At 72.1% G+C, this 25823-nt stretch carries 16 protein-coding genes and 1 tRNA gene; 11 read left to right on the top strand and 6 right to left on the bottom strand.

Annotated elements, in window-relative coordinates:
• Positions 1-79 precede the first annotated feature (79 nt).
• From ACIQ7M_RS35815 to ACIQ7M_RS35765, 11 genes are all read left to right on the top strand, one after another.
• Complete coding sequence (locus tag ACIQ7M_RS35815) at positions 80-676, top strand: small secreted protein (protein WP_355759434.1); 597 nt, start codon at positions 80-82, stop codon at positions 674-676.
• 258 nt (positions 677-934) lie between these two features.
• Positions 935-2464, top strand: a complete 1530-nt coding sequence (locus ACIQ7M_RS35810) for a methyltransferase (RefSeq protein WP_386980582.1) — start codon at positions 935-937, stop codon at positions 2462-2464.
• Between the two features lie 671 nt (positions 2465-3135).
• Positions 3136-3333, top strand: coding sequence for a hypothetical protein (locus ACIQ7M_RS35805; RefSeq protein WP_355759438.1), 198 nt, complete (start codon positions 3136-3138; stop codon positions 3331-3333).
• A 248-nt stretch (positions 3334-3581) separates the two neighbouring features.
• Entirely contained in the window at positions 3582-6398 is a 2817-nt protein-coding gene (gene topA / locus ACIQ7M_RS35800) for a type I DNA topoisomerase (RefSeq protein WP_403652007.1), read from the top strand.
• Positions 6399-6523: 125 nt separating this feature from the next.
• Positions 6524-9904 (top strand): dTMP kinase, encoded by a 3381-nt coding sequence (tmk, locus tag ACIQ7M_RS35795; RefSeq protein ID WP_403652004.1) that lies wholly within the window; start codon positions 6524-6526, stop codon positions 9902-9904.
• 250 nt (positions 9905-10154) lie between these two features.
• Complete coding sequence (locus ACIQ7M_RS35790; protein ID WP_355759444.1) at positions 10155-11360, top strand: DNA polymerase III subunit delta'; 1206 nt, start codon at positions 10155-10157, stop codon at positions 11358-11360.
• Positions 11361-11652: 292 nt separating this feature from the next.
• Positions 11653-13236: an alpha/beta hydrolase gene (locus ACIQ7M_RS35785; RefSeq protein ID WP_403652000.1), complete on the top strand. Its 1584-nt coding sequence runs from the start codon at positions 11653-11655 to the stop codon at positions 13234-13236.
• Positions 13237-13333: 97 nt separating this feature from the next.
• A tRNA-Thr gene (locus ACIQ7M_RS35780) sits at positions 13334-13407 on the top strand.
• Positions 13408-13917: 510 nt separating this feature from the next.
• Positions 13918-14319, top strand: a complete 402-nt coding sequence (locus tag ACIQ7M_RS35775) for a hypothetical protein (protein ID WP_403651997.1) — start codon at positions 13918-13920, stop codon at positions 14317-14319.
• A gap of 75 nt (positions 14320-14394) precedes the next feature.
• On the top strand, positions 14395-15069 hold the full coding sequence (locus ACIQ7M_RS35770) for an ABC transporter ATP-binding protein (RefSeq protein WP_403651994.1): 675 nt from the start codon (positions 14395-14397) through the stop codon (positions 15067-15069).
• Positions 15066-17357, top strand: a complete 2292-nt coding sequence (locus ACIQ7M_RS35765) for an FtsX-like permease family protein (RefSeq protein WP_403651991.1) — start codon at positions 15066-15068, stop codon at positions 17355-17357. Before ACIQ7M_RS35770 ends, ACIQ7M_RS35765 begins: the two co-directional genes overlap by 4 nt.
• Positions 17358-17529: 172 nt before the next feature.
• Here ACIQ7M_RS35765 and ACIQ7M_RS35760 read toward each other — a convergent pair whose 3' ends face one another.
• From ACIQ7M_RS35760 to ACIQ7M_RS35735, 6 genes are all read right to left on the bottom strand, one after another.
• Positions 17530-18330, bottom strand: coding sequence for an NADPH-dependent F420 reductase (locus tag ACIQ7M_RS35760; RefSeq protein WP_403651988.1), 801 nt, complete (start codon positions 18328-18330; stop codon positions 17530-17532).
• Positions 18331-18419: 89 nt separating this feature from the next.
• Complete coding sequence (locus tag ACIQ7M_RS35755; protein ID WP_403651985.1) at positions 18420-19661, bottom strand: beta-ketoacyl-[acyl-carrier-protein] synthase family protein; 1242 nt, start codon at positions 19659-19661, stop codon at positions 18420-18422.
• Positions 19658-20995, bottom strand: a complete 1338-nt coding sequence (locus ACIQ7M_RS35750) for a beta-ketoacyl-[acyl-carrier-protein] synthase family protein (RefSeq protein ID WP_403651982.1) — start codon at positions 20993-20995, stop codon at positions 19658-19660. The genes ACIQ7M_RS35755 and ACIQ7M_RS35750 overlap by 4 nt, the downstream gene beginning before the upstream one ends.
• Positions 20992-21456, bottom strand: a complete 465-nt coding sequence (locus ACIQ7M_RS35745; RefSeq protein WP_355765935.1) for an SRPBCC family protein — start codon at positions 21454-21456, stop codon at positions 20992-20994. Before ACIQ7M_RS35745 ends, ACIQ7M_RS35750 begins: the two co-directional genes overlap by 4 nt.
• Positions 21443-25525, bottom strand: a complete 4083-nt coding sequence (locus tag ACIQ7M_RS35740; RefSeq protein ID WP_403651979.1) for an amino acid adenylation domain-containing protein — start codon at positions 25523-25525, stop codon at positions 21443-21445. The genes ACIQ7M_RS35745 and ACIQ7M_RS35740 overlap by 14 nt, the downstream gene beginning before the upstream one ends.
• Positions 25522-25815 (bottom strand): acyl carrier protein, encoded by a 294-nt coding sequence (locus tag ACIQ7M_RS35735; RefSeq protein WP_355765929.1) that lies wholly within the window; start codon positions 25813-25815, stop codon positions 25522-25524. The genes ACIQ7M_RS35740 and ACIQ7M_RS35735 overlap by 4 nt, the downstream gene beginning before the upstream one ends.
• Positions 25816-25823: the final 8 nt, after the last annotated feature.

Raw genomic sequence — 25823 nt, 5'->3', positions numbered from 1 at the left:
TGGCTTCAAAAGCAGTCATAGCGGACGTTCGCCATGTGGGTGTCGCCCACATGGCGTGTATGTTCCGGGGCCGAGAGCCATGGAAGGGACCAAACCGGTGAACAAGAAGCTCGCGGTCGCACTGTCCGGCGGCGCGGTACTGGTGCTCGCGCTGTCGGGATGCGGCAGCAGCGGGGACAGTGGCAACGACAAGCTGAACTCCTGGGCCAAGCAGGTCTGTGACGCGGTGAAGCCGCAGGCGCAGAAGATCGAGGAAGCGAACGCCGCGATCCAGAAGCAGACCTCGGACAACAGCACGCCGGAGGCCGTCCAGAAGACCGACGCACAGGCCTTCCAGGACATGTCCGACGCCTACAAGGCGATCGGCACCGCCGTCGACAACGCGGGACCGCCGGACGTCGAGGACGGCAAGACGAAGCAGGCCAACGCCGTCAAGGAGCTCAACGGCATCTCCGCGTCGTACACCGCTCTGAAGACGCAGGTCGCCAAGCTCGACACCAAGGACCAGGCCAAGTTCGCCGAGGGCCTCAAGGGCATCGCGACCCAGCTCGGCAAACTGAGCCAGAGCGGGAACGACGCCCTGAAGAAGCTGGAGGAGGGCGACGTGGGCAAGGCGATGGCGCAGCAGGAGAGCTGCAAGTCGGCGTCCGGGTCCCCGGCGGCGGCCAACGGCTGAGACCGTCCGCAGGACCCAGGGAGAGCCCGGCACGCAGGCGCGCCGGGCTCTCGGCCGCGCCACGCACGCCGACCCGCCGCCCATGGACGAGCGGCGGTCGGCAGGCGAACCTCTGCCCATGGACGAGCCGCGGTCGGCCGGCGAACCTCCGCCCACGAACGAGCCGCGGTCGACCGGTGAAGATCTGTCCACAGGTGGGGATGTCCACAGGCGGGCTCTGTCCACAGGTGTGGGTGCCCGTGGGCGATAGCGGACACAATGGGAGGCGTGAGTCACACCAGCCTGCCACCGCTGCCCTCGTCCGATCGTGCCGACGTCTCCGCCCGGCTGCGGAGCGCGCTCCTCGGCGCCTCCTTCACCGCGGACGGCCTCCTCGACCTGCTCGGCGCCCCCGCGTACGCCGCGCTGGCACGCAGCGAGACCGTGCCCGCACTCCGGGCGACCCGCGGGGACACACCGCTGGAGACGCTCGTCCGGCTGTTCCTGCTGCAGCAGCCCGTGCCGTACGCGCGCGTGGCGGACGTGCTGCCCGTCGAGGACGCCCTGGAGAGCGGCTGGCTGACCCGGACGGGCGGGGACGAGGTCGCGGCGAGCGTCGACATCCGGCCCTACGGCGGGCCTGATGGCGAGGACTGGTTCATCGTGTCCGACCTCGGCTGCGCCGTCGGGGGCGCGGGCGGCATCGGCAGCCGGGACGAAGGGGTCGTCCTCGGCGTGGGAGGCGCTTCGACCACCCTTGCCGGCATCACCGTGCGTCGGCCCGTCGGCTCCGCACTCGATCTCGGCACCGGCTCCGGGATCCAGGCCCTGCACGTCGCGCAGCACGCCACACGCGTGACGGCGACCGATCTGAACCCCCGTGCCCTGCACATCGCCGCGCTCACCCTCGCGCTCTCCGGCGCCCCGGCCGCCGACCTGCGTCAGGGCTCCCTCTTCGAGCCGGTCCGCGCGGACGAGACGTACGACCTGATTGTCTCGAACCCGCCCTTCGTGATCTCGCCGGGCGCCCGGCTGACGTACCGCGACGGCGGAATGGGCGGGGACGATCTGTGCCGCACGCTCGTTCAGGAGGCGGGGGACCGGCTGAACGAAGGGGGCTACGCCCAGTTCCTGGCCAACTGGCAGCACGTGGAGGGCGAGGACTGGCAGGACCGGCTGCGTTCGTGGGTGCCGCGCGGCTGCGACGCGTGGATCGTGCAGCGCGAGGTGCAGGACGTCACGCAGTACGCCGAGCTGTGGCTGCGCGACTCGGGCGACCACCGGGCGGACCCGGCGGACTACCAGGCGCGGTACGACGCGTGGCTGGACGAGTTCGAGGCCCGCAAGGTGAAGGCCGTCGGCTTCGGGTGGATCACCCTGCGCAGGACGGCGGCGGCCGAGCCGTCGATCACGGTGGAGGAGTGGCCGCATTCCGTCGAGCAGCCGCTCGGCGACGCCGTACGTGAGCACTTCGACCGGGTCGACTACCTGAGACGGCACGACGACGCGGGTCTGCTGGCCGGTCACTTCAGACTGGTCGCGGAGGTCGTGCAGGAGCAGGTCGGACTGCCCGGTGCCGAGGACCCGGAGCATGTGGTGCTGCGTCAGCACCGGGGCATGCGCCGGGCCACCAAGGTGGACACGGTCGGCGCGGGCTTCGCCGGTGTGTGCGACGGCACCCTGAGCGCCGGCCGGATCCTCGACGCCATCGCCCAACTGGTCGGCGAGGACCCCGTATTGCTACGGGACCGCACACCCGCCCAGATCCGCCTGCTGGTGGAGCAGGGATTCCTGGAGCCGGTCGAGTAGCCGGGGCGGGCCGCCGCCGGACCGCCCCACCTGCTCCGGCGCGGCGGGGAGGGCTACGAGGAGACGGCCGGCCCGTCCTCGCCCGCTCGCGCCGCGGGGGCGGTCCTCGCCGTCCTGGTTCGTGTCGCGCTCGAATGGGGTCGGTGCCGTCCGGACGGGAGGGGAAACCGGCCAACCTGCGGTCGGCTTCGGCGGGGCCGTGATCGCCGGTGCGCGGTTACCCGGTGTAACCGCGTGGCCCGGACAGGGACGGACTGGACGGCCGATATGAATGGCCGGCCCGCATGACGGATATGGATGGGCGGACGGACGCGGGTACGGACTTGGACCGCGGGAAAGGCTCCGTGGAAAAGGACGAGAAGGAAAGAGCCCGGCTGCGGGAGAGAGCGACCACGCGGAGGCGGGTCGAGGTGAGCCGGGAGCGGGCGGGGTGCTGAGCGGAGACCCCCGGCCGCCGGTCGGGAGGGGACGGGAACGACGGATTCGCCACAGTCGGGGGCGTGGGAGGCCGCGTCCGCGGAAGGCGGGCGGTGGGGTGGACCGGGGCGTCGGATGTGGCGTGAGGGGCCCATGGGGCACCGGTTGCCTGGCGTTCACCGTGGGTTCGTACGCCCGCTGCCGGGGCGTGTCAGCCTCCCGAGCCTGGGGACCCGGGGTGAAAGGACAGATCCATGGAAAACGGGCCGGCGATCTTCGCGGGGATGGTGTTCGCCCTGTTCGGAGGTGGAATCCTGGCCTGGACGGTGGTCCGGGTGCGGCAGGGCGAGCCGGTCGCCCACGGTGTGAACCGCGTCGCATCGGCGACCCTCGCGAGTGTCGCCGGAAGCGGGGCGCTGGCACTCGGGGTGTGGTGCTTCACGCGCCTGTGAGACCGCGCGTGAGCAGCACCACTCCGGTAACTGGGAAGTTACCCTCCGGATAGGCCCGGAAGAGCGGGTCGACACTCCGGGCGGCAGGAATGGCGGTAGTCGGGTTACCGTTCGAGTGGCCGTTGCGGGCTTTTCCCGTTTGACACGGGGGCGGGATGTACCGTCACACTCCGCAGCGTCAGCATGACCCGACCTCTCGGGAGCGAAGCCCCGAGGAGATTCCGCGTCGACCGGAGAGAAGAGCGAAGTTGTCCCCGACCAGCGACACCGCACACGGCGGCCGCCGACTCGTCATCGTCGAGTCGCCTGCCAAGGCGAAGACGATCAAGGGCTACCTCGGCCCCGGCTATGTCGTCGAAGCGAGCGTCGGGCACATCCGCGACCTCCCCAACGGTGCCGCGGAGGTGCCGGAGAAGTACACCGGCGAGGTTCGCCGCCTCGGCGTGGACGTCGAACACGACTTCCAGCCGATCTATGTGGTCAACGCCGACAAGAAGGCCCAGGTCAAGAAGCTCAAGGACCTGCTGAAGGACTCCGACGAACTCTTCCTCGCCACCGATGAGGACCGCGAGGGCGAGGCCATCGCGTGGCACCTCCTGGAGGTCCTGAAGCCCAAGGTTCCCGTCCACCGGATGGTCTTCCACGAGATCACCAAGGACGCGATCCGCAGCGCCGTCGCCAACCCGCGTGAGCTGAACAAGCGCATGGTCGACGCGCAGGAGACCCGCCGCATCCTCGACCGCCTCTACGGCTACGAGGTCTCGCCGGTCCTGTGGAAGAAGGTCATGCCGCGCCTGTCGGCCGGCCGCGTCCAGTCCGTGGCGACCCGGCTCGTCGTCGAGCGGGAGCGCGAGCGCATCGCCTTCCGTTCCGCCGAGTACTGGGACCTGACCGGCACCTTCGGCACCGGCCGCACGGGTGACGCGAGCGACCCGTCCACCCTCGTCGCCCGGCTGACCTCGGTCGACGGCAAGCGCGTCGCCCAGGGCCGCGACTTCGACTCGCTCGGCCAGATCAAGGGCGCGAACACGCTCCACCTGGACGAGACGAACGCCCGCGCGCTCGCCGCCGCCCTCCAGGACACGAACTTCGCCGTCCGCTCGGTCGAGTCCAAGCCCTACCGCCGTTCGCCGTACGCGCCGTTCCGTACGACGACGCTCCAGCAGGAGGCCTCGCGCAAGCTCGGCTTCGGCGCGAAGGCGACCATGCAGGTGGCGCAGAAGCTGTACGAGAACGGCTTCATCACCTATATGCGTACGGACTCCACGACCCTGTCGGACACGGCCGTCAAGGCCGCCCGCGCCCAGGTCACCCAGCTCTACGGCGCCGACTACCTGCCGGCGCAGCCGCGTACGTACGCCGGGAAGGTCAAGAACGCGCAGGAGGCGCACGAGGCGATCCGCCCCTCGGGTGATCGTTTCCGCACCCCCGCCGAGACGGGACTGACCGGCGACCAGTTCAGGCTGTACGAACTGATCTGGAAGCGCACCGTCGCCTCCCAGATGAAGGACGCGGTCGGCAACTCCGTCACCGTGAAGATCGCGGGCACGTCCGCCGACGGCAGGGACGCCGAGTTCAGCGCGTCCGGCAAGACGATCACCTTCCACGGCTTCCTGAAGGCGTACGTCGAGGGCGCGGACGACCCGAACGCCGAGCTCGACGACCGTGAGCGCCGCCTCCCGCAGGTCGGCGAGGGCGACCCGCTGTCCGCCGAGGACATGACGGTCGACGGCCACGCCACCAAGCCGCCCGCCCGCTACACCGAGGCCTCCCTGGTCAAGGAGCTCGAAGAGCGCGAGATCGGCCGTCCGTCGACGTACGCGTCGATCATCGGCACGATCCTCGACCGCGGCTACGTCTTCAAGAAGGGGACGGCCCTGGTGCCCTCCTTCCTGTCGTTCGCCGTGGTCAACCTCCTGGAGAAGCACTTCGGGCGGCTCGTCGACTACGACTTCACCGCCAAGATGGAGGACGACCTCGACCGCATCGCCCGCGGTGAGGCGCAGGCCGTGCCGTGGCTGAGGCGCTTCTACTTCGGCGAGGGCGACACGGCCGGTGCCGCCGAGGCGGGCAACGGAGACGGCGACCACCTGGGCGGTCTCAAGGAGCTCGTCACCGACCTGGGCGCCATCGACGCCCGCGAGGTGTCCTCGTTCCCCGTCGCCGACGGCATCGTGCTGCGCGTCGGCCGCTACGGCCCGTACGTCGAGCGCGGTGAGAAGGACGACGAGAACCACCAGCGCGCCGACGTCCCCGAGGACCTGGCCCCGGACGAGCTGACGGTCGAACTCGCCGAGGAACTGCTCGCCAAGCCGAGCGGCGACTTCGAGCTCGGCGCCGACCCGCAGTCGGGTCACCAGATCATCGCCAGGGACGGCCGCTACGGCCCGTACGTCACCGAGGTGCTCCCCGAGGGCACCCCGAAGACAGGCAAGAACGCCGTCAAGCCGCGTACCGCCTCGCTCTTCAAGTCGATGGCGCTCGACACGGTGACGCTGGAGGACGCCCTCAAGCTGATGTCGCTGCCGCGCGTCGTCGGCGCGGACGCCGAGGGCGTCGAGATCACCGCGCAGAACGGTCGCTACGGCCCGTACCTGAAGAAGGGCACGGACTCGCGGTCCCTCACCGCCGAGGACCAGCTCTTCACGATCACGCTGGAAGAGGCGCTGGAGATCTACTCCCAGCCCAAGCAGCGGGGCCGCGCGGCCGCCAAGCCGCCGCTGAAGGAACTGGGCACCGACCCGGTCAGCGAGAAGCCGGTCGTGGTCAAGGACGGCCGCTTCGGCGCGTACGTCACCGACGGCGAGACCAACGCGACGCTGCGTTCCGACGACAGCGTCGAGGACATCACGCCGGAGCGCGGGTACGAGCTGCTCGCCGAGAAGCGTGCCAAGGGCCCGGCCAAGAAGACCGCGAAGAAGACGGCGGCCAAGAAGGCTCCCGCCAAGAAGGCACCGGCCAAGAAGACCGCCGCCAAGGAGGCGACGGCTTCGAAGACGACGGCCGCCAAGAAGGCGCCCGCGAAGAAGACCGCCGCGAAGAAGACGGCGACCTCGGAAGGCTGAGCCACCCGCTGAGCCGCCCGCCGGACCCTTTCGAAGAGCGGAAGCCCCTACACCATTTGGTGTGGGGGCGTCCGTTTGTTCGGGCAGCCCTCCGGGGAGTCAGTGGGTCCGGATAGGCTGGCAGGATGACGCGAGCCGAGCAGCCAACGGCCCACAACTGGGCCCCCGACGAAGCCCTGGTCGCGGATTCGCGCGAGCGTGCCGTCCGCGCACTGCTGCGGCAACCGCAGTTGAAGCGGTTGTGGAGCGCACACCTCGTGGGAGGTGTCGCGGACGTCCTGTCCCTGCTTGTCCTGGTGGCGCTCGCGCTCCAGGCGGCGATCTCCGAAGGTTCCTTCGGCGGTGGCGCCCGCGGGGCCGCCCTCGCCGTGGCGGCCGTCTTCGGAGCGCGCGTCCTCGCGACGCTGCTCTTCGGAGCCGTACTCCTGGGGCCCCTGACGTCGCTCACCTCGTCCGAGGGACCGCTCGACCGGCGCTGGACCATGCTCGTGGCCGACGGCCTGCGGGCCGCGCTCCTCATCGTCGCGCCCCTGTTCATCGACTGGACCCCGGACAACGCGCTCGCGGTGCTCCTGGTCATCGTCTTCGTGTCCGGGGTCGCCGAGCGGTTCTGGACCGTGTGCCGGGAGAGCGCGGCGCCCGCGCTGCTGCCCGCGCCGCCGCCGGAGGGCGCCACCGTGCGCCCGCTGCCGGACCACATGGACGCCCTGCGGCGGCTGTCCCTGCGCACCGCGTTCGTCGCGGTGCCGATCGCGGCACTCGCCCTGGTCACCGTCTCCCTCGTCAGCAACATGCTGGGCGCCGGGATCGACTGGTTCCACCTGCACCAGGTGGCGCTCGCCTCGTACGTGGCGGCCGGACTGTTCGCGGCCTCCCTGTCGGTGATCACCTTCCTCGAACTGCCCGACGCCCGCACCCCGCGCGCGCGGTCGCCGCTCGAAGGACTGCGCCGCCCGAAGACGGGCACCGGCGGCGACAAGGGCCGCACGGGCGCGATCCCGCTCCTGGTACCGGCCTGCGCCGCCGTCGCCGGGGCGATCGCGGCCGCCGTCGCCGTCGCCGTGCTGGACGCCATCGACCTGGGCGGCGGACCGGTGACGTACGGACTGCTGGTGCTGGCGCTGACCGGCGGCGTCGTCGCCGGTATCCGCACCGCCCCCTCCCTGCTCCCCTCGCTGTCGCGGCGCCGGCTGCTCGCGCTCGCGATCGCCTTCACCGGGATCACGCTGCTGGCCGCGGGCCTCGTCCCGGACGTCACCACCGTCCTGCTGATCCTCGCCTTCGCCGGTGTGGGCGCGGGTGTCGCCGCCAACACCGGGCACGCGCTGCTCGACCAGGAGACCGAGGACCACCGGCGGGCCCGCACCACCGAGCACCTGCACGCGGTCGTACGGGTCTTCGTGGCGGTCGGCGCGATCGTGGCGCCGCTGGTCGCCGCGGCGATCGGCCCGCACCGTCTGGAAAGCGGCAAGTTCGTGTTCGCGCACGGCGGCGCCGCCTTCACGCTGATGCTGGTCGGCGCGCTCCTGCTGCCGGTCGCGGCCCTGGTGCTCGCCAAGGTCGACGACCGTTCCGGCGTGCCGCTGCGCAAGGACCTGCTGGACGCGCTGCGCGGCGGGGACGACCCGGCGCAGATGCCCGCCACGAGCGGCTTCTTCATCGCCCTGGAGGGCGGCGACGGAGCCGGCAAGTCCACCCAGGCGCTGGCCCTCGCCGACTGGATCCGGGCCAAGGGCCACGAGGTCGTCGTGACCCGCGAGCCGGGCGCCACGCCCGTCGGCAAGCGGCTGCGCTCGATCCTTCTCGACGTGTCGTCCGCGGGCCTCTCGCACCGCGCCGAGGCCCTGCTGTACGCCGCCGACCGCGCGGAGCACGTCGACACGGTCGTACGACCCGCGCTGGAGCGGGGCGCCATCGTCATCTCCGACCGCTACATCGACTCGTCCGTGGCCTACCAGGGCGCGGGCCGCGACCTGTCCCCCACGGAGATCGCCCGCATCAACCGCTGGGCGACGGACGGGCTCGTCCCGCATCTGACCGTTCTGCTGGACGTGTCGCCGGAAGCCGCCCGCGAGCGGTTCACCGAGGCGCCCGACCGGCTGGAGTCGGAGCCGGTCGAGTTCCACGCGCGCGTGCGCTCCGGTTTCCTGACGCTCGCCGCCGCGGACCCGGGCCGCTACCTGGTCGTCGACGCCGCGCAGGAGCCCGAGGCCGTCACCACGGTCGTACGGCACCGGCTCGACGTGATGCTGCCCCTCTCCGAGGCCGAGGTGAAGGCCCAGGAGGAGGCGCGCAGGGCGGCCGAGGAGGAAGCCCGGCGCAAGGCCGAGGAGGAGGCCGCCCGCAAGGCGGAGGAGGAGCGCCTGGAGCATGAGCGCCAGGCCCAGCTCGCGAAGCTGCGCGCCGAGGAGGAGGAGCGCAAGCAGCGCGAGCTGGAGGAGGCCCAGCGGCGTGAGGCCGAGCGCCAGGCGGAGGAGGCCCGGCAGCGCGCCGAGGACGCCCGCCGCCGCGCCGAGGAGGAGCGGCTCCGCCTTCTCGCCGAGGAGGAGGTACGCGCCGCGGAGCAGGAGCGGGCACGCAGGCAGGCCGAGGAGGAGGCGCGGCTGCGTGCCGAGGCCGAGGAACGCCGCCTGGAGAAGCAGCGGAAGGCCGAGGAGGCTCTGCTGAGGGCCGAGGAGGCCCGGCGGCTCGCGGCGGAGGCCGCCGCCGTCTCCGCGACCGCGGCGGCTTCGGCCGAGGCCGCGGTGTCGGGCGCCGGGACGGCCCCGAAGCCCGAGGGCCCGACGGGTTCGCAGGCCGGTGTCGGCAAGGGATCCGAGACCGCGGAGGCCTCGACGCGCTCGGCATCCGCCTCGCCGTCCGCCGCCCCCGCCGCCTCGAAGCCTTCGTGGCCCGCGGCGCCTTCCAGGGCCGCGGGGTCTTCCAAGCCCACGGCGCCTTCCGTGCCGGACAACGAGCCGACGGTGCCCACGCCGGTCGTGACCGACGCGCGGGCGGCCGACGAGACCGCCGTGCTTCCGCCCGTACGACCGGACGCGCGCCGTGCGGGCAAGCGCCTGGGATCGCGTGCCGACGTCGAGGACACGGCCACGCTGCCCAAGCCGCCGGTTCCGGGCGGGGCGGCGGACGAGACGGCGGTGCTGCCGCCCGTCTCCCCGGACCCGGGTCCGGCCGACGAGACGGCCGTGCTTCCTCCGGTACGGGACACGGGTGCGGGGAGCCGGGGCGACGAGCCGTCCGGCGACCCCACGGACCGGATGCCCCGGGGCTTCTTCCGCGACGAGCGGCCGGCGGCGGGCCCCGAGGGTCCCTCCGACCGCACGCGGGAACTGCCGCAGGTGGACGAGACGGGCGCCCCGCGCCGCAGGCCCCGCCCCGACTGGGCCGAGGAGACCCCGCTCGGCGACCTCCCGACCCTGGCGGACGAACTGCTGGGCCCGCGCGACGAAGAGGACGACGACTGGGACGAGGGCCAGGGCCGCGGGCGGGGCGGGCGGCGACGCTAGTCCCGGCGGGTGGCGGACGACGGTTGGGCGTTGGGTGTCCGGCCGTCGACGCGCCCGGTGGTCACTGGTCTCGCGTCGGGCGTCGATGCGTTCGGCAGCCGGCGGTCGGGCGTCGATGCGTTCGGCGAGTCAGCGGCGGTCCGGCGTCGGCCGTCGATGCGTCGGGCGGTCGGGCACGTGGTCCTCGGTTGTCAGTGGCGACCCGCACAATGGACGACGCGAGGCAAAGTGCGACGGAAGGGCGGAGCCCATGCCTGTGTGGGACGACCTGGTGGGCCAGGAGAAGGTGAGCGAGCAGCTCGCCGCCGCTGCCCGGGACGCCGACGCCCTCGTCACGGCGGTCGCCGCGAGAGCCCCGCTCCCCGAGGCGTCGAAGATGACGCACGCCTGGCTGTTCACGGGCCCGCCCGGCTCGGGCCGCTCCACGGCCGCGCGCGCGTTCGCGGCCGCGTTGCAGTGCGTGAGCCCCGACCGCGCGCTCGGCGGAATCCCCGGCTGCGGGTTCTGCGACGGCTGTCATACGAGCCTGGTCGGCACCCACGCCGATGTGGAGATCGTCCGTACCGACCTGCTCTCCATCGGCGTCAAGGAGACCCGCGACCTGGTCCGCCGCGCCCAGCTCTCCCCGGCGGGCGGCCGCTGGCAGGTCATCGTCCTGGAGGACGCGGACCGTCTCACGGAGGGTGCGGGCAACGTCCTGCTCAAGGCCGTCGAGGAGCCCGCCCCCCGCACGGTCTGGCTGCTGTGCGCCCCGTCCATCGAGGACGTGCTGCCCACCATCCGCTCCCGCTGCCGGCTGCTCACGCTGCGTACCCCGCCGGTCGAGGCCGTCGCCGACATCCTCATCCGCCGTGACGGCATCGAGCCCGCCGTGGCGGCGGCGGCCGCGCGTGCGACGCAGGGCCACATCGGGCGGGCCCGCCGCCTCGCGACGGACCCGAGCGCCCGGCAGCGGCGGGCCGCCGTCCTCAAGCTCCCGCTGCGGGTCGACGACGTCGGCGGCTGCCTCAAGGCGGCCCAGGAACTGATCGACACGGCGTCGGAGGACGCGAAGCAGCTCGCCGAGGAAGTCGATGTCAAGGAGACCGAGGAGCTGAAGGCGGCGCTCGGCGCGGCGCAGGGCGGCCGTATGCCTCGGGGTACGGCGGGCGTCATGAAGGAGCTGGAGGACCGGCAGAAGCGCCGAAGAACGCGTACGCAGCGCGACAGCCTGGACCTGGCCCTGATCGACCTCACCGGCTTCTACCGCGACGTCCTCGCCCTTCAGCTCGGCTCCCGCCTGGCCATCGCCAACGCGGAGGCGGAGGACGCGCTGGAGCGGCTGGCCCGTGGCAGCTCGCCGGAGTCCACGCTGCGCCGTATCGACGCGATCGCCGCGTGCCGCGAGGCGCTCGACCGGAACGTCGCTCCGCTGCTGGCGGTGGAGGCGATGACGATGGCGCTCCGCGCGGGCTGATCCCGGCGCGCAGGCCCCAAGGCGGGGAGACCCGTCCCGTGGGCTCGGTCAGGGGCCGCCCGTCCGCTCCGACCCGTCCGCTCCGACCCGTCCGCTCCGACCTGTCCGCTCCGGCCCGGCCCGCTCCGGCCGGTGCTGTGCGGCCCGGCCCGTGCGGTCGGCGAGGAGCGATCCGCTCGGTGTAGACCTGGTTAGGGACGACCTGTGCGGGGGCCGGTTGACCGGGTCACTCGTACGAGCCGCTTCCGCGACTGGAGGTGATCATTTGATCGCGCACGGTTACGCTCGCGAGATGCACATGAGGCGCACCCCACGGCCGATCCGACCCCTCCGTGCGAGCGGCGTGCTGCTGGCCGCCACGGCGCTGATCGTCTCCGGCTGCTCCTCAGGAAGTTCCACGACGACCGCCGCGACGACCGAGGCGGTGCTCACCGCGCTGCCGAGTGCCACACCGTCGGCGCTGGCGCCCTACTACGGGCAGAAGCTGAACTGGCGCAGTTGCGGTGTCCCCGGCTTCGAGTGCGCGACGATGAAGGCGCCGCGTGACTACGCGAAGCCCGGCGCGGGCGACGTCCGGCTGGCGGTTTCCCGCAAGAAGGCCACAGGGCCGGGCAAGCGGCTCGGTTCCCTGCTGGTCAATCCGGGAGGGCCGGGCGGTTCGGCGGTCGGCTACCTCCAGTCGTACGCCGGCATCGGCTATCCGGCGGACGTCCGTGCCCGCTACGACATGGTGGCGGTCGACCCTCGGGGAGTGGCCCGCAGCGAACCGGTCGAATGCCTCAACGGTCGCGCGATGGACGCGTACACCCAGACGGACACGACCCCGGACGACGGTCGGGAGACGGATCTGCTCGTCGAGGCCTTCAAGAAGTTCGCCGAGGGCTGCGGGGCACAATCGCCCGATCTGCTGCGGCACGTCTCCACCGTCGAGGCGGCCCGTGACATGGACATCCTGCGGGCCGTGCTGGGCGACGAGAAGCTGACGTATGTGGGGGCGTCGTACGGGACATTTCTCGGGGCGACGTACGCGGGCCTCTACCCGGACCGGGCGGGGCGGCTGGTGCTGGACGGCGCGCTGGATCCGTCGCTGAACGCGCGCAAGCTCAACGAGGAGCAGACGGCGGGGTTCGAGACGGCGTTCCAGTCCTTCGCGAAGGACTGCGTACGGCACAGCGACTGCCCGCTCGGCGACGCGGGTACGAGCCCGGACGAGGTGGGCAGGAACCTGAAGGCGTTCTTCCGGCGACTGGACAAGGAGCCCATTCCGGCGGGGGACCCGGACGGTCGCAAGCTCGGCGAGGCGCTGGCGACGACCGGTGTCATCGCGGCGATGTACGACGAGACGGCCTGGCCGCAGCTCCGTGACGCGCTCACGTCCGCGATGAGGAACAACGACGGCGCGGGTCTGCTCGCCCTCTCCGACAGCTACTACGAGCGGGACGCCGACGGTCAGTACGCGAACCTGATGTCCGCCAACGCCGCCGTGAACTGTCTCGACCTGCCGGCGGCCTTCTCCGGCCCGGACCAGGTCGAGCAGTCGCTCCACGCCTTCGAGAAGGCGTCCCCGGTCTTCGGCGAGGGCCTGGCCTGGGCCTCGCTGAACTGTGCGTACTGGCCGGTCAAGAACACCGGCGAGCCGCACCGCATCGAGGCGAAGGGGGCGGCGCCGATTCTCGTCGTCGGCACCACTCGGGACCCGGCGACCCCGTACCCCTGGGCGCAGTCCCTAGCCTCCCAGCTCTCCTCCGGCAGGCTCCTGACCTACGTCGGCGACGGCCACACCGCCTACGGCCGCGGCAGCACCTGCATCGACTCCACGATCAACCGCTACCTCCTCCAGGGCACCCCTCCCGAGAAGGGAAAGCGCTGCTCATAGCCCCATTGGGCCCCCACCCCCGGCGGTGTACGGAGCACCCCCGGAAACTGTGTAGACTTACCGACGTTGCTGATCGCACCATAGGTGTGGACAGCGCGCCGCCTTAGCTCAGATGGCCAGAGCAACGCACTCGTAATGCGTAGGTCTCGGGTTCGAATCCCGAAGGCGGCTCTGTGGAAGCCTCAGGACTCACTCGCCGTGACCTGGGGCTTTTGCTTTTTCCGGGGGTGCATTGGCGGGCGCGGGCAGGAGCCGCGCGGTGGTCTTCAGCCTCAGCTCCAGTCTCAGTTGCGGGCTCGGGGAGAGGTTCCGAGGCGGGCGGGAAGGCGTAGGCCCAGCGGATTCGCATCCCAGAGGGCGGGCTCCGTCGGAACCCGGTTCAGACAGCGTCTGCGCCGGGTTTTTGCCCTTCCGGGGGCGGAGAGCCGGCGTCGAAGGGCCGGGTCGGGGGTCGGCCTGGGGGGCGAGTTTCGATCCGGCTCGATCGTGAACCGTGTGGGGGTTCCTGCCGAAGCCGGGGTGTCGGGGACGAGTACAGGACACCGTCGGAATCCAGCCAAACGGGCTCGGTTCAGCCTAATTCGGTTTCGGTTTTCGGTGATTTCAATACGATCATCGACGGCCCTGGAAGCACCATGACCAACCAGGGTGAACAACCAAACGGGAGAAAAAATCCGCAAGTTGGCAGTCGGCGTGCTCGCCGGCGGAATCTTCGCCCTGAGCGCAGGGACCGCGATGGCGGTCTCGTGGCACAACATTCCGACGCTTACCACGGGGGGCGCGTCCCTCCAGGACGGCCAGTACGCGTTTTGGCCGTCCGGGCAGAACCACGGTGCCTTCGAGTGGAAGGGCAACCTCAAGGACACCGACAACGGTGACGGGCACAACACCTACGTGCAGGTGCGGGTCGAGGGCTACGGCTGGAGCCGCTACAACGGCAAGCAGCGGACGTCCGTTCCCCTCGACCAGCTCAACTGGGACGGTGCCGCGCAGTACACCAGCAACGCCTACATACGCGTCTGCCGTGACAAGGGCTCGCTGAACCCTGACAACTGCTCGCCGACCAAGCACTACCAGAGGTAGTCGCTCACTCAGGCAAGACCGCGGGTCCAGGACGTACTCCTGGACCCGCACGCTTCTTTGGGGGAAGCCAACAGCATGTCAGAAATACTTGTCGCCACGGGAGTTGACCTCTCCTACGGCGCTCAGCCGGCCGTTCTCGACGCTCATCTCTCGGTGTCCGTCGGGGAGGTCGTGGCGATCACCGGGCAGAGTGGGTCCGGGAAGTCTTCGCTGCTCTACTGCCTCGCCGGGGTTCTTCCCGTCAAGCGTGGTCAGGTGCGCTTCGAAGGGCGGGCGCTCGGTGATCTCGACGACGACGAGATCAGCGCGCTTCGCCGGGAACGGTTCGGATTCGTCTTCCAGTACGGCGAGTTGCTGCCGGAACTCACCGTCGAGGAGAACACCGCCCTGCCCCTGCGGCTGGCCGGACAACGCAAGGGCCCCGCACTCGCGGCGGCCGGTGAGGTGCTCGAACGGCTCGGCCTCGGTGAACTGCGCGAGCGCCGTCCCGGACAGGTGTCCGGCGGGCAGAGCCAGCGCGTCGCGGTCGCGCGGTCCCTGGTGCACCGGCCGGCGATCGTCTTCGCGGACGAGCCGACCGGGTCCCTCGACAGCGCCAACGCCTCGGCCGTTCTCAAGGAGTTCCTGGGCCTGGCCCGGTCGCAGGGCACCGCCGTCATCCTGGTGACGCACGACCCGGCCGTCGCCGCCCAGGCCGATACCCGCTACACGATGGCCGACGGAGTCCTGAGCCCGCGGGGTGCCGTGTGAGGGAATTCCTGCTCGGTCTGCGCCTGCTGTTCGGTGCGGGACGCGGCAACCGCATACGTTTCTTCCTCATGGCCGCCGGCGGCTCGATCGGCGTCTGCTGTCTCGCCCTCGTCCTCACCGTTCCGGCGATCCTCGACGCGCACGACGGCCGCGCCGCCGCCCGCCAGCCCGTCACCTCCGCCAAGGGACCGGCGGACGGCACCCTCGTCCTGCAGCGCGACGACGCCTACGGCTCCCGGTCCTTCACCCGGGTGTTCGTCTCGAAGGGCACCGGGGGCACGCGTGCGCTTCCCCCCGGGCTGAGCGAACTCCCCGCTCCCGGCGAGGTGTTCGTCTCCCCGCGCGTGCACGACCTGCTGCGGTCCGCGCCCGCGGCCAAAGCCCTCCTGCCCGGACGCGAGGCGGGCGTGATCGGCCCGGCCGGGCTCGCCCATCCCGACGAGCTCTACGCCTACGTCGGGACCGACCGGGCCAAGCTGGTCCACGAGGGCCGGACCCTGAAGGGGTTCGGGTACGGCTACGCGCCGTTCCCGGCGGTCGAGCCGTCCACCCTCACCGATGTGCGGTTCGCGCTGGCCACGCTGGTCCTGCTGCCCCTGGGCATCTTCCTGTCGGTCTGCGCCCGGCTCTCCGCCGCCAGCCGGATGCGCCGCCTCGCGGCACTGCGGCTGCTCGGCCTGAGCGTCAAGGGCACCCAGCGGGTGAACGCCGCCGAGACCGTCGTCGCGGCACTGCTCGGCGCGGTGCTGGGACTCGGCGAGTACTGGCTGCTCAACCAGGTGATGTCCCGGGCCGGTCTGCCGGGGCTGAGGTGGTATCCCGGCGACGGCGCCCTGTCCGTCGTCACGATCGCCGTCTGCCTGGTCGGCTGCCCCGTCCTCGCCTGGCTCGTCAGCCGCAGGAGCGCGCGGGACGCGACCGCCAACCCGCTCGCGGTGCGGCGTACGGCGGTGCCGCGACCCCCGTCCAAGTGGGTCGGTCTGCTGCTCCTCAGCGGCCTCGGCATCGTGTGCGGCTTCTGCGCCACGGGCCTGATGGGGCATCCCGCCTCCAGCCTCGGCGTCAACGCGCTGCTGGTGGTCGCCGGGGTCGTTCTGACCGGCGTCGGACTCGTACTGACCCTGCCGCTGCTCTCGTACGTGCTGGCGCGCAGGGTGGCACGGACCACCGGGTCCCTGACGCTCAACCTGGCGATGCGGCGCAACGAGGCCGAGCCGGGCAGCACGATGCGGGTGGTCACCAGTCTCGTCCTGCTCGTCTACGTCGCCTCACTGGCCCAGGGCGTTCTCATCCAGCTCGAACAGGTGACCCGGCCGTCCGGCGCGGTACAGGGCTACTCCCTGCCCCTGTCGGGGCTCGGCACTCGGGAGCAGCGGGACCTGGAGGAGGTTTCCGGAGTCCGGGCGCACGGCCTTCTCATGAACTCCTGGGTCGACCTCGCCGCCAGTCGGCCCGGCGTCGTGGCGTCCTCGGCCACGGCTCTGGTGGCCACCTGCGCCGATCTGCGACGGATGACCGTGCGCACCGAGGGCTGTGTCGACGGCGAGGTGCTGCGTCTGGTGGACCCCAATTCGAGCGTGGGATCCGACATGGAGACCGGCAAGTCCTTCCCGTTCCGCTTCCGTGACGGCGGCGGGCGGGACCAGCGCCTGAACGTCGCCGTACCCGCGGGCCGGGTCGTCTACAGCGGGTATTCCGGTTCCGCGGTCGGCTCCGCCGAACTCCTCGTCCCGCCGTCCGCCCTCCCCGCCGACACCCGTCCCCGCGACGCGGAGTTCCTCCTCGCCGGCAGTTCCGACCCCGGGCAGGTGCGTGCCGTCCTCGACGGGATCGCCGCCGTCGCTCCGATCGCCGAGATCGAGCTGGTCGGGCTGAACATCCGGGGGCTGGAGCAGATCTCCGTGGTCGAGACCCTGCTCGCCCTGGGCATGATCATGGGTCTGGTCATCGGCGTGGCCGCCTTCCTCGTGTCCGTCACCGACCGGGCCGTCGAGCGCCGCGCGCAGGTCACCGCCGTCACGCTGATCGGCGCGCGGGCGAGAACCATGCGGGCCGTCCAGTGCGCCCAGGTCGTGCTGCCCCTGGGCCTCGGACTGGTCCTGGCCCTGGTCTCGGGCAAACTCGCCGAGTCCAGCTACCTGATCACCGGCGGCGGCTCGATCCGGTGGGACGTGGCCGGTGTTCCCCTGCTCGTGCTCGCCGCGGCGGGGGTGGTGGCGATGGCGGCGGTGGGGTCAATGCCCCTGGTTGGCCGTCGTATCGACCCGGAACTCATCCGCCGGGACTGATCGGGCGGCCCCGCGGGACGGGCGGTCGCCCCGGTCTCGGGCCGGCCGCGCGGATCGGCTTCGAGGCCTCGGCGAGGGGCTGTCCGGCTGTGGGTCGGACAACCCCTTCGTCGGCTCAGGACCGCGGGCGTCGCCTTCGTCGGTTCACGACCGCGGGCGTCGCCTTCGTCGCTCAGGCCGCCGACACCCCCGTCGAGCTTGCCCCCGACAACGCCATCCGCTCCACCCGGCGGGCCTGGTTCAGGCCGCCCGCGTCGACGTACGTGAAGGGGGTGGCGGCACACAGGCGCAGGAACGTCCGCTTCGCCTCGGTGTCGTCGGAGATCACGTGGATGTCGGGGGCGGTCGGGTCGGGGCACCCGTCGAACGCCTCCCACCACACGTTCTTGAAGGCGCCCACCAGCCGTGCCTCGGGGAACGCGGCGGCGAGGTCCTCGGTGCCGCCGACCGCCCAGGGGCCCACGAAGTCGATGTGACCGCCGGTGAACGGGTTGGTGACGTCCACCAGGATCTTCCCCCGCAGACCTGCCCGCCAGGGCCTGAGCCGCTGCACCGCTCCCTGGACGCCGAGGAAGGCGGGGACGATCACCGAGGACCGAGCGACCACCTCCTCGCAGCTCCCGCCGGTCATGATCACCCCGCCCTTGCCCGCCCCGCCCGCACCGGCAGCCATCGCCACGCCCTCGCGGGCCACCCTCGCCGCACCGTCGCGGGCCACCATCACCCCGCCCTCGGCGGCCGCCACCTCTTCGCAGCGTCCGCCGGGCACGATCACCCCGCCCGCACCGGCAGCCATCGCCACGCCCTCGACCCCGCGACCGGACACGCCGCTGACGTCGCCCGTGGCGCCCAGGTCGGCGACGCCCGCCGGCCCCGGTGTGCCCGGGTCCAGGCGCACCTCGTGTCCGGCCCGCGCGAACATCGTCGCCAGGGTGACGGCGATCCCGCCCGTCCCCAGCACCCCGATCGTCATGACCGTGCTCCCCCTTTCCCCGTACCGGTTCATGCCGTACGGGTCTCCCCCGTACCCGCTCATTCCGTACGGATCTCCCCGGTCCCCGCTCATGTCGTGCGCGTCAGCACCAGGCTGACGTTGTGTCCTCCGAAGCCGAAGGAGTTGGCGAGTGCCGCGTCCCACCGGCCCGTGCGGTTGGTGCCACTGACCACGTCCAGCCGGACGGCCGGGTCGGGTTGGTCCAGGTTGCGGGTGGCGGGGACCACCCCGTGGTGGAGCGCGAGCAGCGCGGACATCGCGCCGAACGCGCCCGAGGCGCCGAGCATGTGACCGGTCATCGACTTCGTCGCGGTCACCACCGGATGCTCGCCCAGTGCCTTCGCGACCGCCTCGGCCTCGGCGAGGTCGCCGCCGGGCGTCGAGGTGGCGTGGGCGTGCACATGGCCGACGTCGCGGGCTTCCAGGCGCGCGTCCCGCAGCGCCGCCCGCATCGCGCGGACCTGCCCCTCGGTGTCGGACGCCGAGATGTGCCGGGCGCTGGAGCCCACGGCAGCACCGGCCACGGTGCCGTAGACGCGGGCGCCCCGGGCGCGGGCGAACTCGGCGCGTTCGAGGACCATGACCGCGGCACCCTCGGCCAGCACGAAACCCGAGCGGGCCGCGTCGAACGGCCGGGACACCGCGGCCGGGTCCCCCTCCTGCCGCGACAGCGCCTTCATCTGCGCGAACGCGGCCACCAGGAACGGATGCAGACTGGCCTCGGTGCCCCCGGCCACCACGACGTCGGCGCGGTCCAGCCGGATCAGGTCCAGTGCCAGGGCGATCGCCTCGGCGCCCGAGGCACAGGCGCTCACCGGGGCGCGGGCCCCGGCCCGCGCCCCCAGATCGATGCTGACCCACGCCGCCGGCCCGTTCGGCATCAGCATGGGCACCGCGTACGAGGACAGCTTCCGCATGCCCGCCCGCTCGTACAGGTCGTCCTGTCCGAGCGCGCTCAGGATGCCCCCGATCCCGGTGCCGACGACCACGGCGAGGCGTTCCGGTTCGACCGGGGGGCGGCCCGCGTCCTGGAAGGCCTCGCGGGCCGCCGCCACGGCCAGTTGCTCCCCGCGGTCGAGCTTGCGCGCCTGCACCCGGCCGAGCACCTCGACCGGGTCCGCGGTCACCGTCCCGGCGATCCGCACCGGCAGGTCCTCGGGCCAGTCCTCGTGCTCCTCGTCCAGGCGCCGTACCCCGGACCGGCCGTCGAGCAGGGCCTGCCACGCGTCGGCCGCGTTCGGGCCGAGCGGTGTCAGGGCGCCCAGCCCGGTCACGACCGCGCCGTGGTTCCGGCCTTCGGCCGACGTCACGTCACGTCCGCCTCTCCGTCGGCGCGGTCGACCGGGCCCCGGAAGGTCAGGGCCACGTTGTGGCCGCCGAACCCGGCGGAGTTCTTCACCGCGACGTTCTGCTCGGGGCCCAGCTTGAGCGGGCCACCATGCACCACGTCGACCGAGAGGCCCTCGTCGAGGCGGGTGAAGTTGCGGGTCGGCGGCACCAGGCCGTGGTGCAGGGAGAGGATCGTGGTGATCGACTCGATCGCGCCCGCCGCGCCGAGGCTGTGCCCGGTCATCGACTTGTTCGCGGTCAGCGCGGGACCGTGTTCCGCGTCCCCGAACACCGCCCGCACCGCGCGGGCCTCGGACGAGTCGCCGGGTCCGGTCGCCGTGCCGTTGGCGTTGAAGTGCGCGACGTCCGCGGGTGTCACACCGGCGTCCGCGAGCGAGGCGCGGACGGCCGCGACGGTGCCGGCGCCGCTCGGCTCCGGCTGCACGATGTGGTACGCGTCCGACGAGATGCCCACGCCGGCGAGCTCGGCGTAGATCCGGGCGCCACGCTCGCGCGCGTGCCGCTCGGACTCGAGGACGAGGATGCCGGCACCCTCGCCCAGGACCATCCCGTCCCGGTCCGCGTCGAACGGGCGGCAGGCGGACGCGGCGTCGTCGACCCGCTGCGACAGCGCCCGCATGGCCGCGAACGAGGACAGGACCAAGGGGTGCAGAGGGGCCTCGGCGCCGCCCGCCACCACGATGTCCGCGTCCCCGCCGCGTATCAGTTCGGCCGCCGTGACCAGCGCCTGGGTGCCGGAGGAGCAGGCGTTCACCGTCGCGTGGACGCCGAGGCGCGCGTTCACCAGCAGGGCGACGGCCGCCGCGGAGCCGTTGCCCATGGACATCGGCACGGTCATGGGGGGTACGCGTCGCCAGCCCCGTGTCTTCAGCGCCTCCCAGCCGTCGATGATCGAGGTCATGTCGCCGAGCGCGGCCGAGACCACCACGGCGACCCGGTGCGGGGCCGTGGGCGCGTCGTCGAGTCCCGCGTCGGCCCACGCCTCCGCCGCGGCCTTCACCGCGAACTGGGCGGAGCGGCTCAGCCGCCGGCGATGCTGGTGCTCCAGGCCGAGACCGGGGTCCGTCTTCGACCGCCCGCCGAGCAGCGGCGGAAGGTCCTTGGCCCAGGACTCCTCGTCCAGCCTGCCCAAGCCGCTCTCGCCGCGCAGCATGGCGTCCCAGGTGCCGGCCACGTCCTCGCCGAGCGCGGTGATCTCCCCGAGCCCGGTGACGACGACCTTCGCGGCCTCGTCCCGACGGGCCGTGTTCCGGCGGGAGTCGCTCTGGCGGGTGTTGTCCTCACGTGTGTTCATCGGTTGCGTGCTCCCTGTCCGAGCTGTGCCGCGAGCTTTCCGGAGTCCTTCTTCACCGAGTTGACGAGCACCTTCCTGAGCAGGGACTTCGGCATGATCCCGAAGTAGTCCCCGGGTTCCACCTCGAACGTCCAGTGCACGGTGGTGGTCCCGTCCTCGTTCTCGGCGTAGTCGTAGGTGCCGACGTAGTGGAACGGTCCGTCGAGGGTGTGGAACCTCGAGCGCCGGCCCGGCTCGAACTCGCTGATCTCGACGGTGAATTCCATCCGTTTGCCGATGAGCTGGAAGGTGATCTCGTACCGGCCGCCGGGCCGCGGCTCGCCGTCGAGCAGCTTCACGTCCACGCACGCCGCCTGCCATACGGGGTCCTGCGCGGGGTCGGAGATCCGCGCGAACGCCTCCTCGGGCGTCACCGGGAGACGGAACGCGTACTCGGCCTTGACCGGTTCAGTGGTCGCCATTGCCGGTGGCTCCTTCCATGTGGGGTGCGATCGCCCGTGCGGCGGTCTCGGCGTGCGGCGGGTACATCACCGAGTTGTGGTCCCCGGGGACGTCCATGACGTTCAGCGATCCCTTGATCAGGGCCTCCCAGCCGAGCTTCGGCCCGTACGCGGCGGGCTCGTCGGCCGCGCGCAGCAGGACCAGGTCCAGTTCGGCGGGCTCGGGCAGGTAGGTCTGCAGGGCGATGCCGTTGGCGAGATAGGCCTCGAAGTAGCGCAGGATCTGAGCGCGGTCGGCGTCCTCGGCGAGGACGCCGATGGCGGCGGCCCGTTCGAGGATGTGGTCGAACGCGGCGTCACCGCCGAGGGTCCGCAGATGGTCCGCGGGGATGTCGAGCGTCTTCCCGGCGGGCACGGCGAGGTCCCGGGCGAACCAGGAGAGGATCGTCGAGTCGTCCGCGGACTCCGGGATGTTCTCCTCGACGGGTGCCCGGCTGTCGATGCCGATCAGGAACTCGATCTCCTCGCCCTCGGCGCGCAGTTGGCAGGCCACCTCGTAGCCGATGACACCGCCGAAGCACCAGCCGCCGAGGGCGTACGGGCCGGTCGGCTGGATCACCCTGAGGTACTCGATGTAGCGGGTGGCCATGGCCTCCACGCTGATCTCCGCCTCGCCCTCGTTCTGGATGCCGGGGGCCTCGACGGCGAGGACCGGCCTGCCCCGCGGGAGGTGGTGGGTCAGCTCGACGTAGCAGAACACGGTGCCGCCGAAGGGGTGGAACAGGAAGACGGGCCGCTGGTCCGCCGTGCCTTCCCGCAGGGTGACGACGGGGGTGCGCGAGGTCTCCTGGCCGCCGGACCGCACGATGGCGGCCAGTTCGGCGATGGTGCCCTGGCGCAGCATGTCGGAGATCGGGACATCCACGTCCCACTCGGTGCGGATGGCCGTGCTGAGCCGGACGGCGAGCAGCGAGTGGCCGCCCACGTCGAAGAAGTTGTCGTGGATGCCGACCTGGGAGATGCCGAGGATCTCGGTCCACATCCGCGCCAGGACGATCTCCGTCGCGTCGCGCGGCTGCTCGAATCCGGCGCCCGGGGCGGCGACGGGCTCCGGCAGCCGGTTCCGGTCGATCTTCTTGTTGGCGGTCAGGGGCAGTTCGTCGAGGACCATGACGATGCCGGGCACCATGTACGGCGGGAGCGACACCGCGGCCGCCGACTTGACGTCCGCCGTCCGTAGCTCGGTCCCGGGTTCGGCGACGAGATAGGCGACGAGCCGGTCGTCGCGGACCACGACGACGGCCGTGGAGACGCCGTCCACCGCTCCGAGCACGGCCTCGACCTCGGAGAGCTCGATGCGGTAGCCGCGCAGCTTGACCTGGTTGTCCAGGCGGCCGTGGTGCAGCAGCCGGCCGTCGCTCGTCCAGCGGGCCCGGTCACCGGTGCGGTAGAGGCGCCGGTCCGGGGCGGCGGGCAGTCCGGTGACGAACCGCTCCGCTGTCAGCTCCGGCCGGTCCCAGTAGCCGAGGGCGAGGCCGTCGCCGCCGATCCACAGTTCGCCGGGGACCCCCGGTTCGACGTCACGGCCCTGCGGGTCGAGGACGTGGAGCCGGGTGTTGGCGAGGGGCGCGCCGATGTCGATGCCGGACGAGGGCTCCACCCGGCCTGAGGTGGACCATACGGTCGTCTCGGTCGGCCCGTACACGTTGCGCAGGCTCGCCACCCGTTCGGCCAGGAATTCGGCCAGATCCAGCGGGAGTTCCTCCCCGCCGCACAGGACGTTGAGGCGCGCTCCGCCCTTCCAGCCGGCGTCGCGCAGCATGCGCCAGGAGGTGGGGGTGGCCTGCATCCAGGTGGCGCCGGAGTCGTCGATGCGGGCCGCGAGGGCGGCGCCGTCGGCGGCGGTCGTGCTGTCGCACACGATGACCCGGCCACCGGTCACGAGGGGCATGTACAGCTCCAGGCCGGCGATGTCGAAGGAGATCGTGGTGACGGCGAGGAGGCTGTCCGACGCGGTGAATCCGGTGTCGTCCCGCATCGCGAGGAGCAGATTCGTCAGCGCGTTATGGGGGATCGCCACACCCTTGGGACGCCCGGTGGAGCCCGAGGTGTAGAGGATGTACGCCAGGTCGGAGGGATCGGTCGCGGCGGGGCCGGAGGAGGAGCCCGTGCCGTGCACCCCGGCGGTCAGGTCGTCCAGCTCCAGCACCGGAAGGCCGGGCAGCCGGCTCTCGCGCAGGTCGCTCTGGCTGATCAGGAGCCGCGCGCGGGAGTCCTCGGCCATGTACGTCAGCCGCTCGACGGGGAGCTTCGGGTCGAGCGGGACGTACGCGGCGCCCACATCCAGTACCGCCAGCAGCGAGGCCACGAGCGGTGCGCCACGCTCGGCCATGACCGCGATCCGGTCGCCCGGCGCGATGCCGGCCGTCCGCAGGGCGGTCGCGGTCCGTTCGACCGCGTCGAGGAGCCGCGCGTAGCTCCACTCCTCGCCGTCGGCGGTCAGCGCGGTCGCGCCGGGCGTCCGGGTGACCTGGTCCCGGAAGAGCTCCGGCAGCCGGGCCTCCGGGATCTCCCGCTCGGGTCCGGTTCCCCAGGCGGCGAGCCGGGCCCGCTGCCGCTCGTTGCCGCGCACAAGGTCGCGCAGGGGCTCGTCCGGGCGGGTCACCAGGGTCTCCACCGTGGTGACGAACGTGGCGGCGAGTTCCCGGGCCGTGCCCGTGCCGAAGATGTCCGTGTTGTGGCGCAGGACGCCGGCGAAGGCCCCGTCGCGTTCCGCGCCCATCTCGATCCACAGATCGGTCTGGCCCTCCTGCTGCGGCAGCGGGTAGGGCCGCAGGGTGGCGCCGGCGATGTCCAGCTCACCGCCCGGGCCCGGCTCCAGCAGGAAGAACGCGTCCATGTCGGAGAGGAACGGCAGCCGGTCCCAGGCGAAGCCCGCCTGGTACAGCGGCGTCCGGCTCGGATCCCGCGGCGGGGCCAGTTCCCGTACCAGCCAGGGGAAGGGCAGTTCCTGTGCCCGCATGGCTTCGAGCACCCGCTCGCGGGAGGCCGTGAGCAGCCTGCGGTACGTCGACTCCTCGTCGATCTCGCCCCGGACGACGACGGTGTTGACGAAGTTGCCGAGGGCGTCGCGGAACCGCCGGTGCAGCCGGCCCGAGGTCGGGGTGCCGACCACGATGTCCGACTGGCCGCTCAGCCGGCTCAGCAGCACGAAGTACGCCGACAGCAGCACCGTGTACGGCGTCGCCGAGGTCTCCCGCGCCAGCCGGCGTACGGCCTCGGTCGTGGCGGCGGACAGCGCGAACGGTGCCGAGCCGCCGTCGTAGGACGGGGCGGCCGGGCGCGGCCGGTCGCCGTAGAGATCCAGATGGGTCGCCGCGTCGCCCAGCCGCTTCTCCTCGCCGTCGCGCAGCGTCCGGGCCTTCTCGCCGGCCAGGAAGGACTGCTGCTGGTCGGCGTACGCGGCGAAGGCGGCGCCGTCGAGCGCGAACCGGCCCGGCGTTCCCTCCAGGCGGCCGCGGACCTCGGAGAGGAGCAGGGCCAGGGACCAGAAGTCGGCCGCGATGTGATGCATCACGAGGGTGAACACCCAGGTGCGCTCGCCGGTGCGGTAGAGGCGCACGCGCCACAGCGGCGGCCGGGACAGGTCGAACGGGGTGCGGCTGTCCGTCCTGACGAGGTCCCGCAGCTCCCGCGGGTCCGTCCCCCGTACGTCGGTGAGGCGGATGTCGAGCGGCACGGCGTCGCGCACGAACTGCTCGGGTCCCTCCGGGCCTGCCCGGAAGCCGGTCCGGAGGGCGTCGTGTTCACGGGTCAGGCCGTCGAGGATGTCCCGGGCCTGGACGCCGAGTTCCGCGTCGGCGGTGACCTCGGCGCCGAACACGATGTGGTACGCGGAGCATCCCGGGTCGGTCTCGTGGATGAACCACAGGCCGGCCTGCTGGGCGTTGACGGGACGCACGGAGTCGACCGGATCCGCCGGAGCCGCGGAGCCCCGCGCACCCGTCCGGACCGCGAGGCCCGTCGAGCCCTCCGGAGCCGTCGTGTCGGCCGTCGTGTCGGCCGTCTTCGTCGGACGCGCTGTCGTCATCGCGTGCCGTCCATGGCCGCGGAGACGGGCTCGGCGCTCATCAGCTTCCACAGCGCCTCGGACAGGGTGTCCACCGTCGGGTGGTCCCAGAGGAGGTCCACGGGCAGGTCGGAGAGGCCGCAGACGTCCTCGATCTCCATGCCGACGGTCAGCGCCGCCATGGAGTCCAGGCCGTAGTCGGTGAAGGGCCGGTCGGTCTCCAGCTCTGCGGCCGGGACGCCCGCCTCGGTGGCCACGGCCTCGAGGAGGACCCTCTTCACTTCGTCGATCGTCATGTCGGTCGTGCTCATAGCAGGTC

The sequence above is a fragment of the Streptomyces sp. NPDC096324 genome, from assembly GCF_044763015.1.
In the GTDB taxonomy this organism is placed as follows: Bacteria; Actinomycetota; Actinomycetes; order Streptomycetales; family Streptomycetaceae; genus Streptomyces.
This window is presented reverse-complemented; position numbering and strand designations above follow the sequence as displayed.

Bases quoted from the DNA above. Each gene is read 5' to 3' on its own strand.
- ACIQ7M_RS35810 (WP_386980582.1), top strand. From the start codon at position 935: ATGGGAGGCGTGAGTCACACCAGCCTGCCACCGCTGCCCTCGTCCGAT.
- ACIQ7M_RS35735 (WP_355765929.1), bottom strand. From the start codon at position 25,815: ATGAGCACGACCGACATGACGATCGACGAAGTGAAGAGGGTCCTCCTC.
- ACIQ7M_RS35770 (WP_403651994.1), top strand. From the start codon at position 14,395: ATGTCAGAAATACTTGTCGCCACGGGAGTTGACCTCTCCTACGGCGCT.
- ACIQ7M_RS35790 (WP_355759444.1), top strand. From the start codon at position 10,155: ATGCCTGTGTGGGACGACCTGGTGGGCCAGGAGAAGGTGAGCGAGCAG.
- ACIQ7M_RS35750 (WP_403651982.1), bottom strand. From the start codon at position 20,995: ATGAACACACGTGAGGACAACACCCGCCAGAGCGACTCCCGCCGGAAC.
- ACIQ7M_RS35815 (WP_355759434.1), top strand. From the start codon at position 80: ATGGAAGGGACCAAACCGGTGAACAAGAAGCTCGCGGTCGCACTGTCC.
- ACIQ7M_RS35740 (WP_403651979.1), bottom strand. From the start codon at position 25,525: ATGACGACAGCGCGTCCGACGAAGACGGCCGACACGACGGCCGACACG.
- ACIQ7M_RS35785 (WP_403652000.1), top strand. From the start codon at position 11,653: ATGCACATGAGGCGCACCCCACGGCCGATCCGACCCCTCCGTGCGAGC.
- ACIQ7M_RS35805 (WP_355759438.1), top strand. From the start codon at position 3,136: ATGGAAAACGGGCCGGCGATCTTCGCGGGGATGGTGTTCGCCCTGTTC.
- ACIQ7M_RS35745 (WP_355765935.1), bottom strand. From the start codon at position 21,456: ATGGCGACCACTGAACCGGTCAAGGCCGAGTACGCGTTCCGTCTCCCG.
- tmk (WP_403652004.1), top strand. From the start codon at position 6,524: ATGACGCGAGCCGAGCAGCCAACGGCCCACAACTGGGCCCCCGACGAA.
- ACIQ7M_RS35760 (WP_403651988.1), bottom strand. From the start codon at position 18,330: ATGACGATCGGGGTGCTGGGGACGGGCGGGATCGCCGTCACCCTGGCG.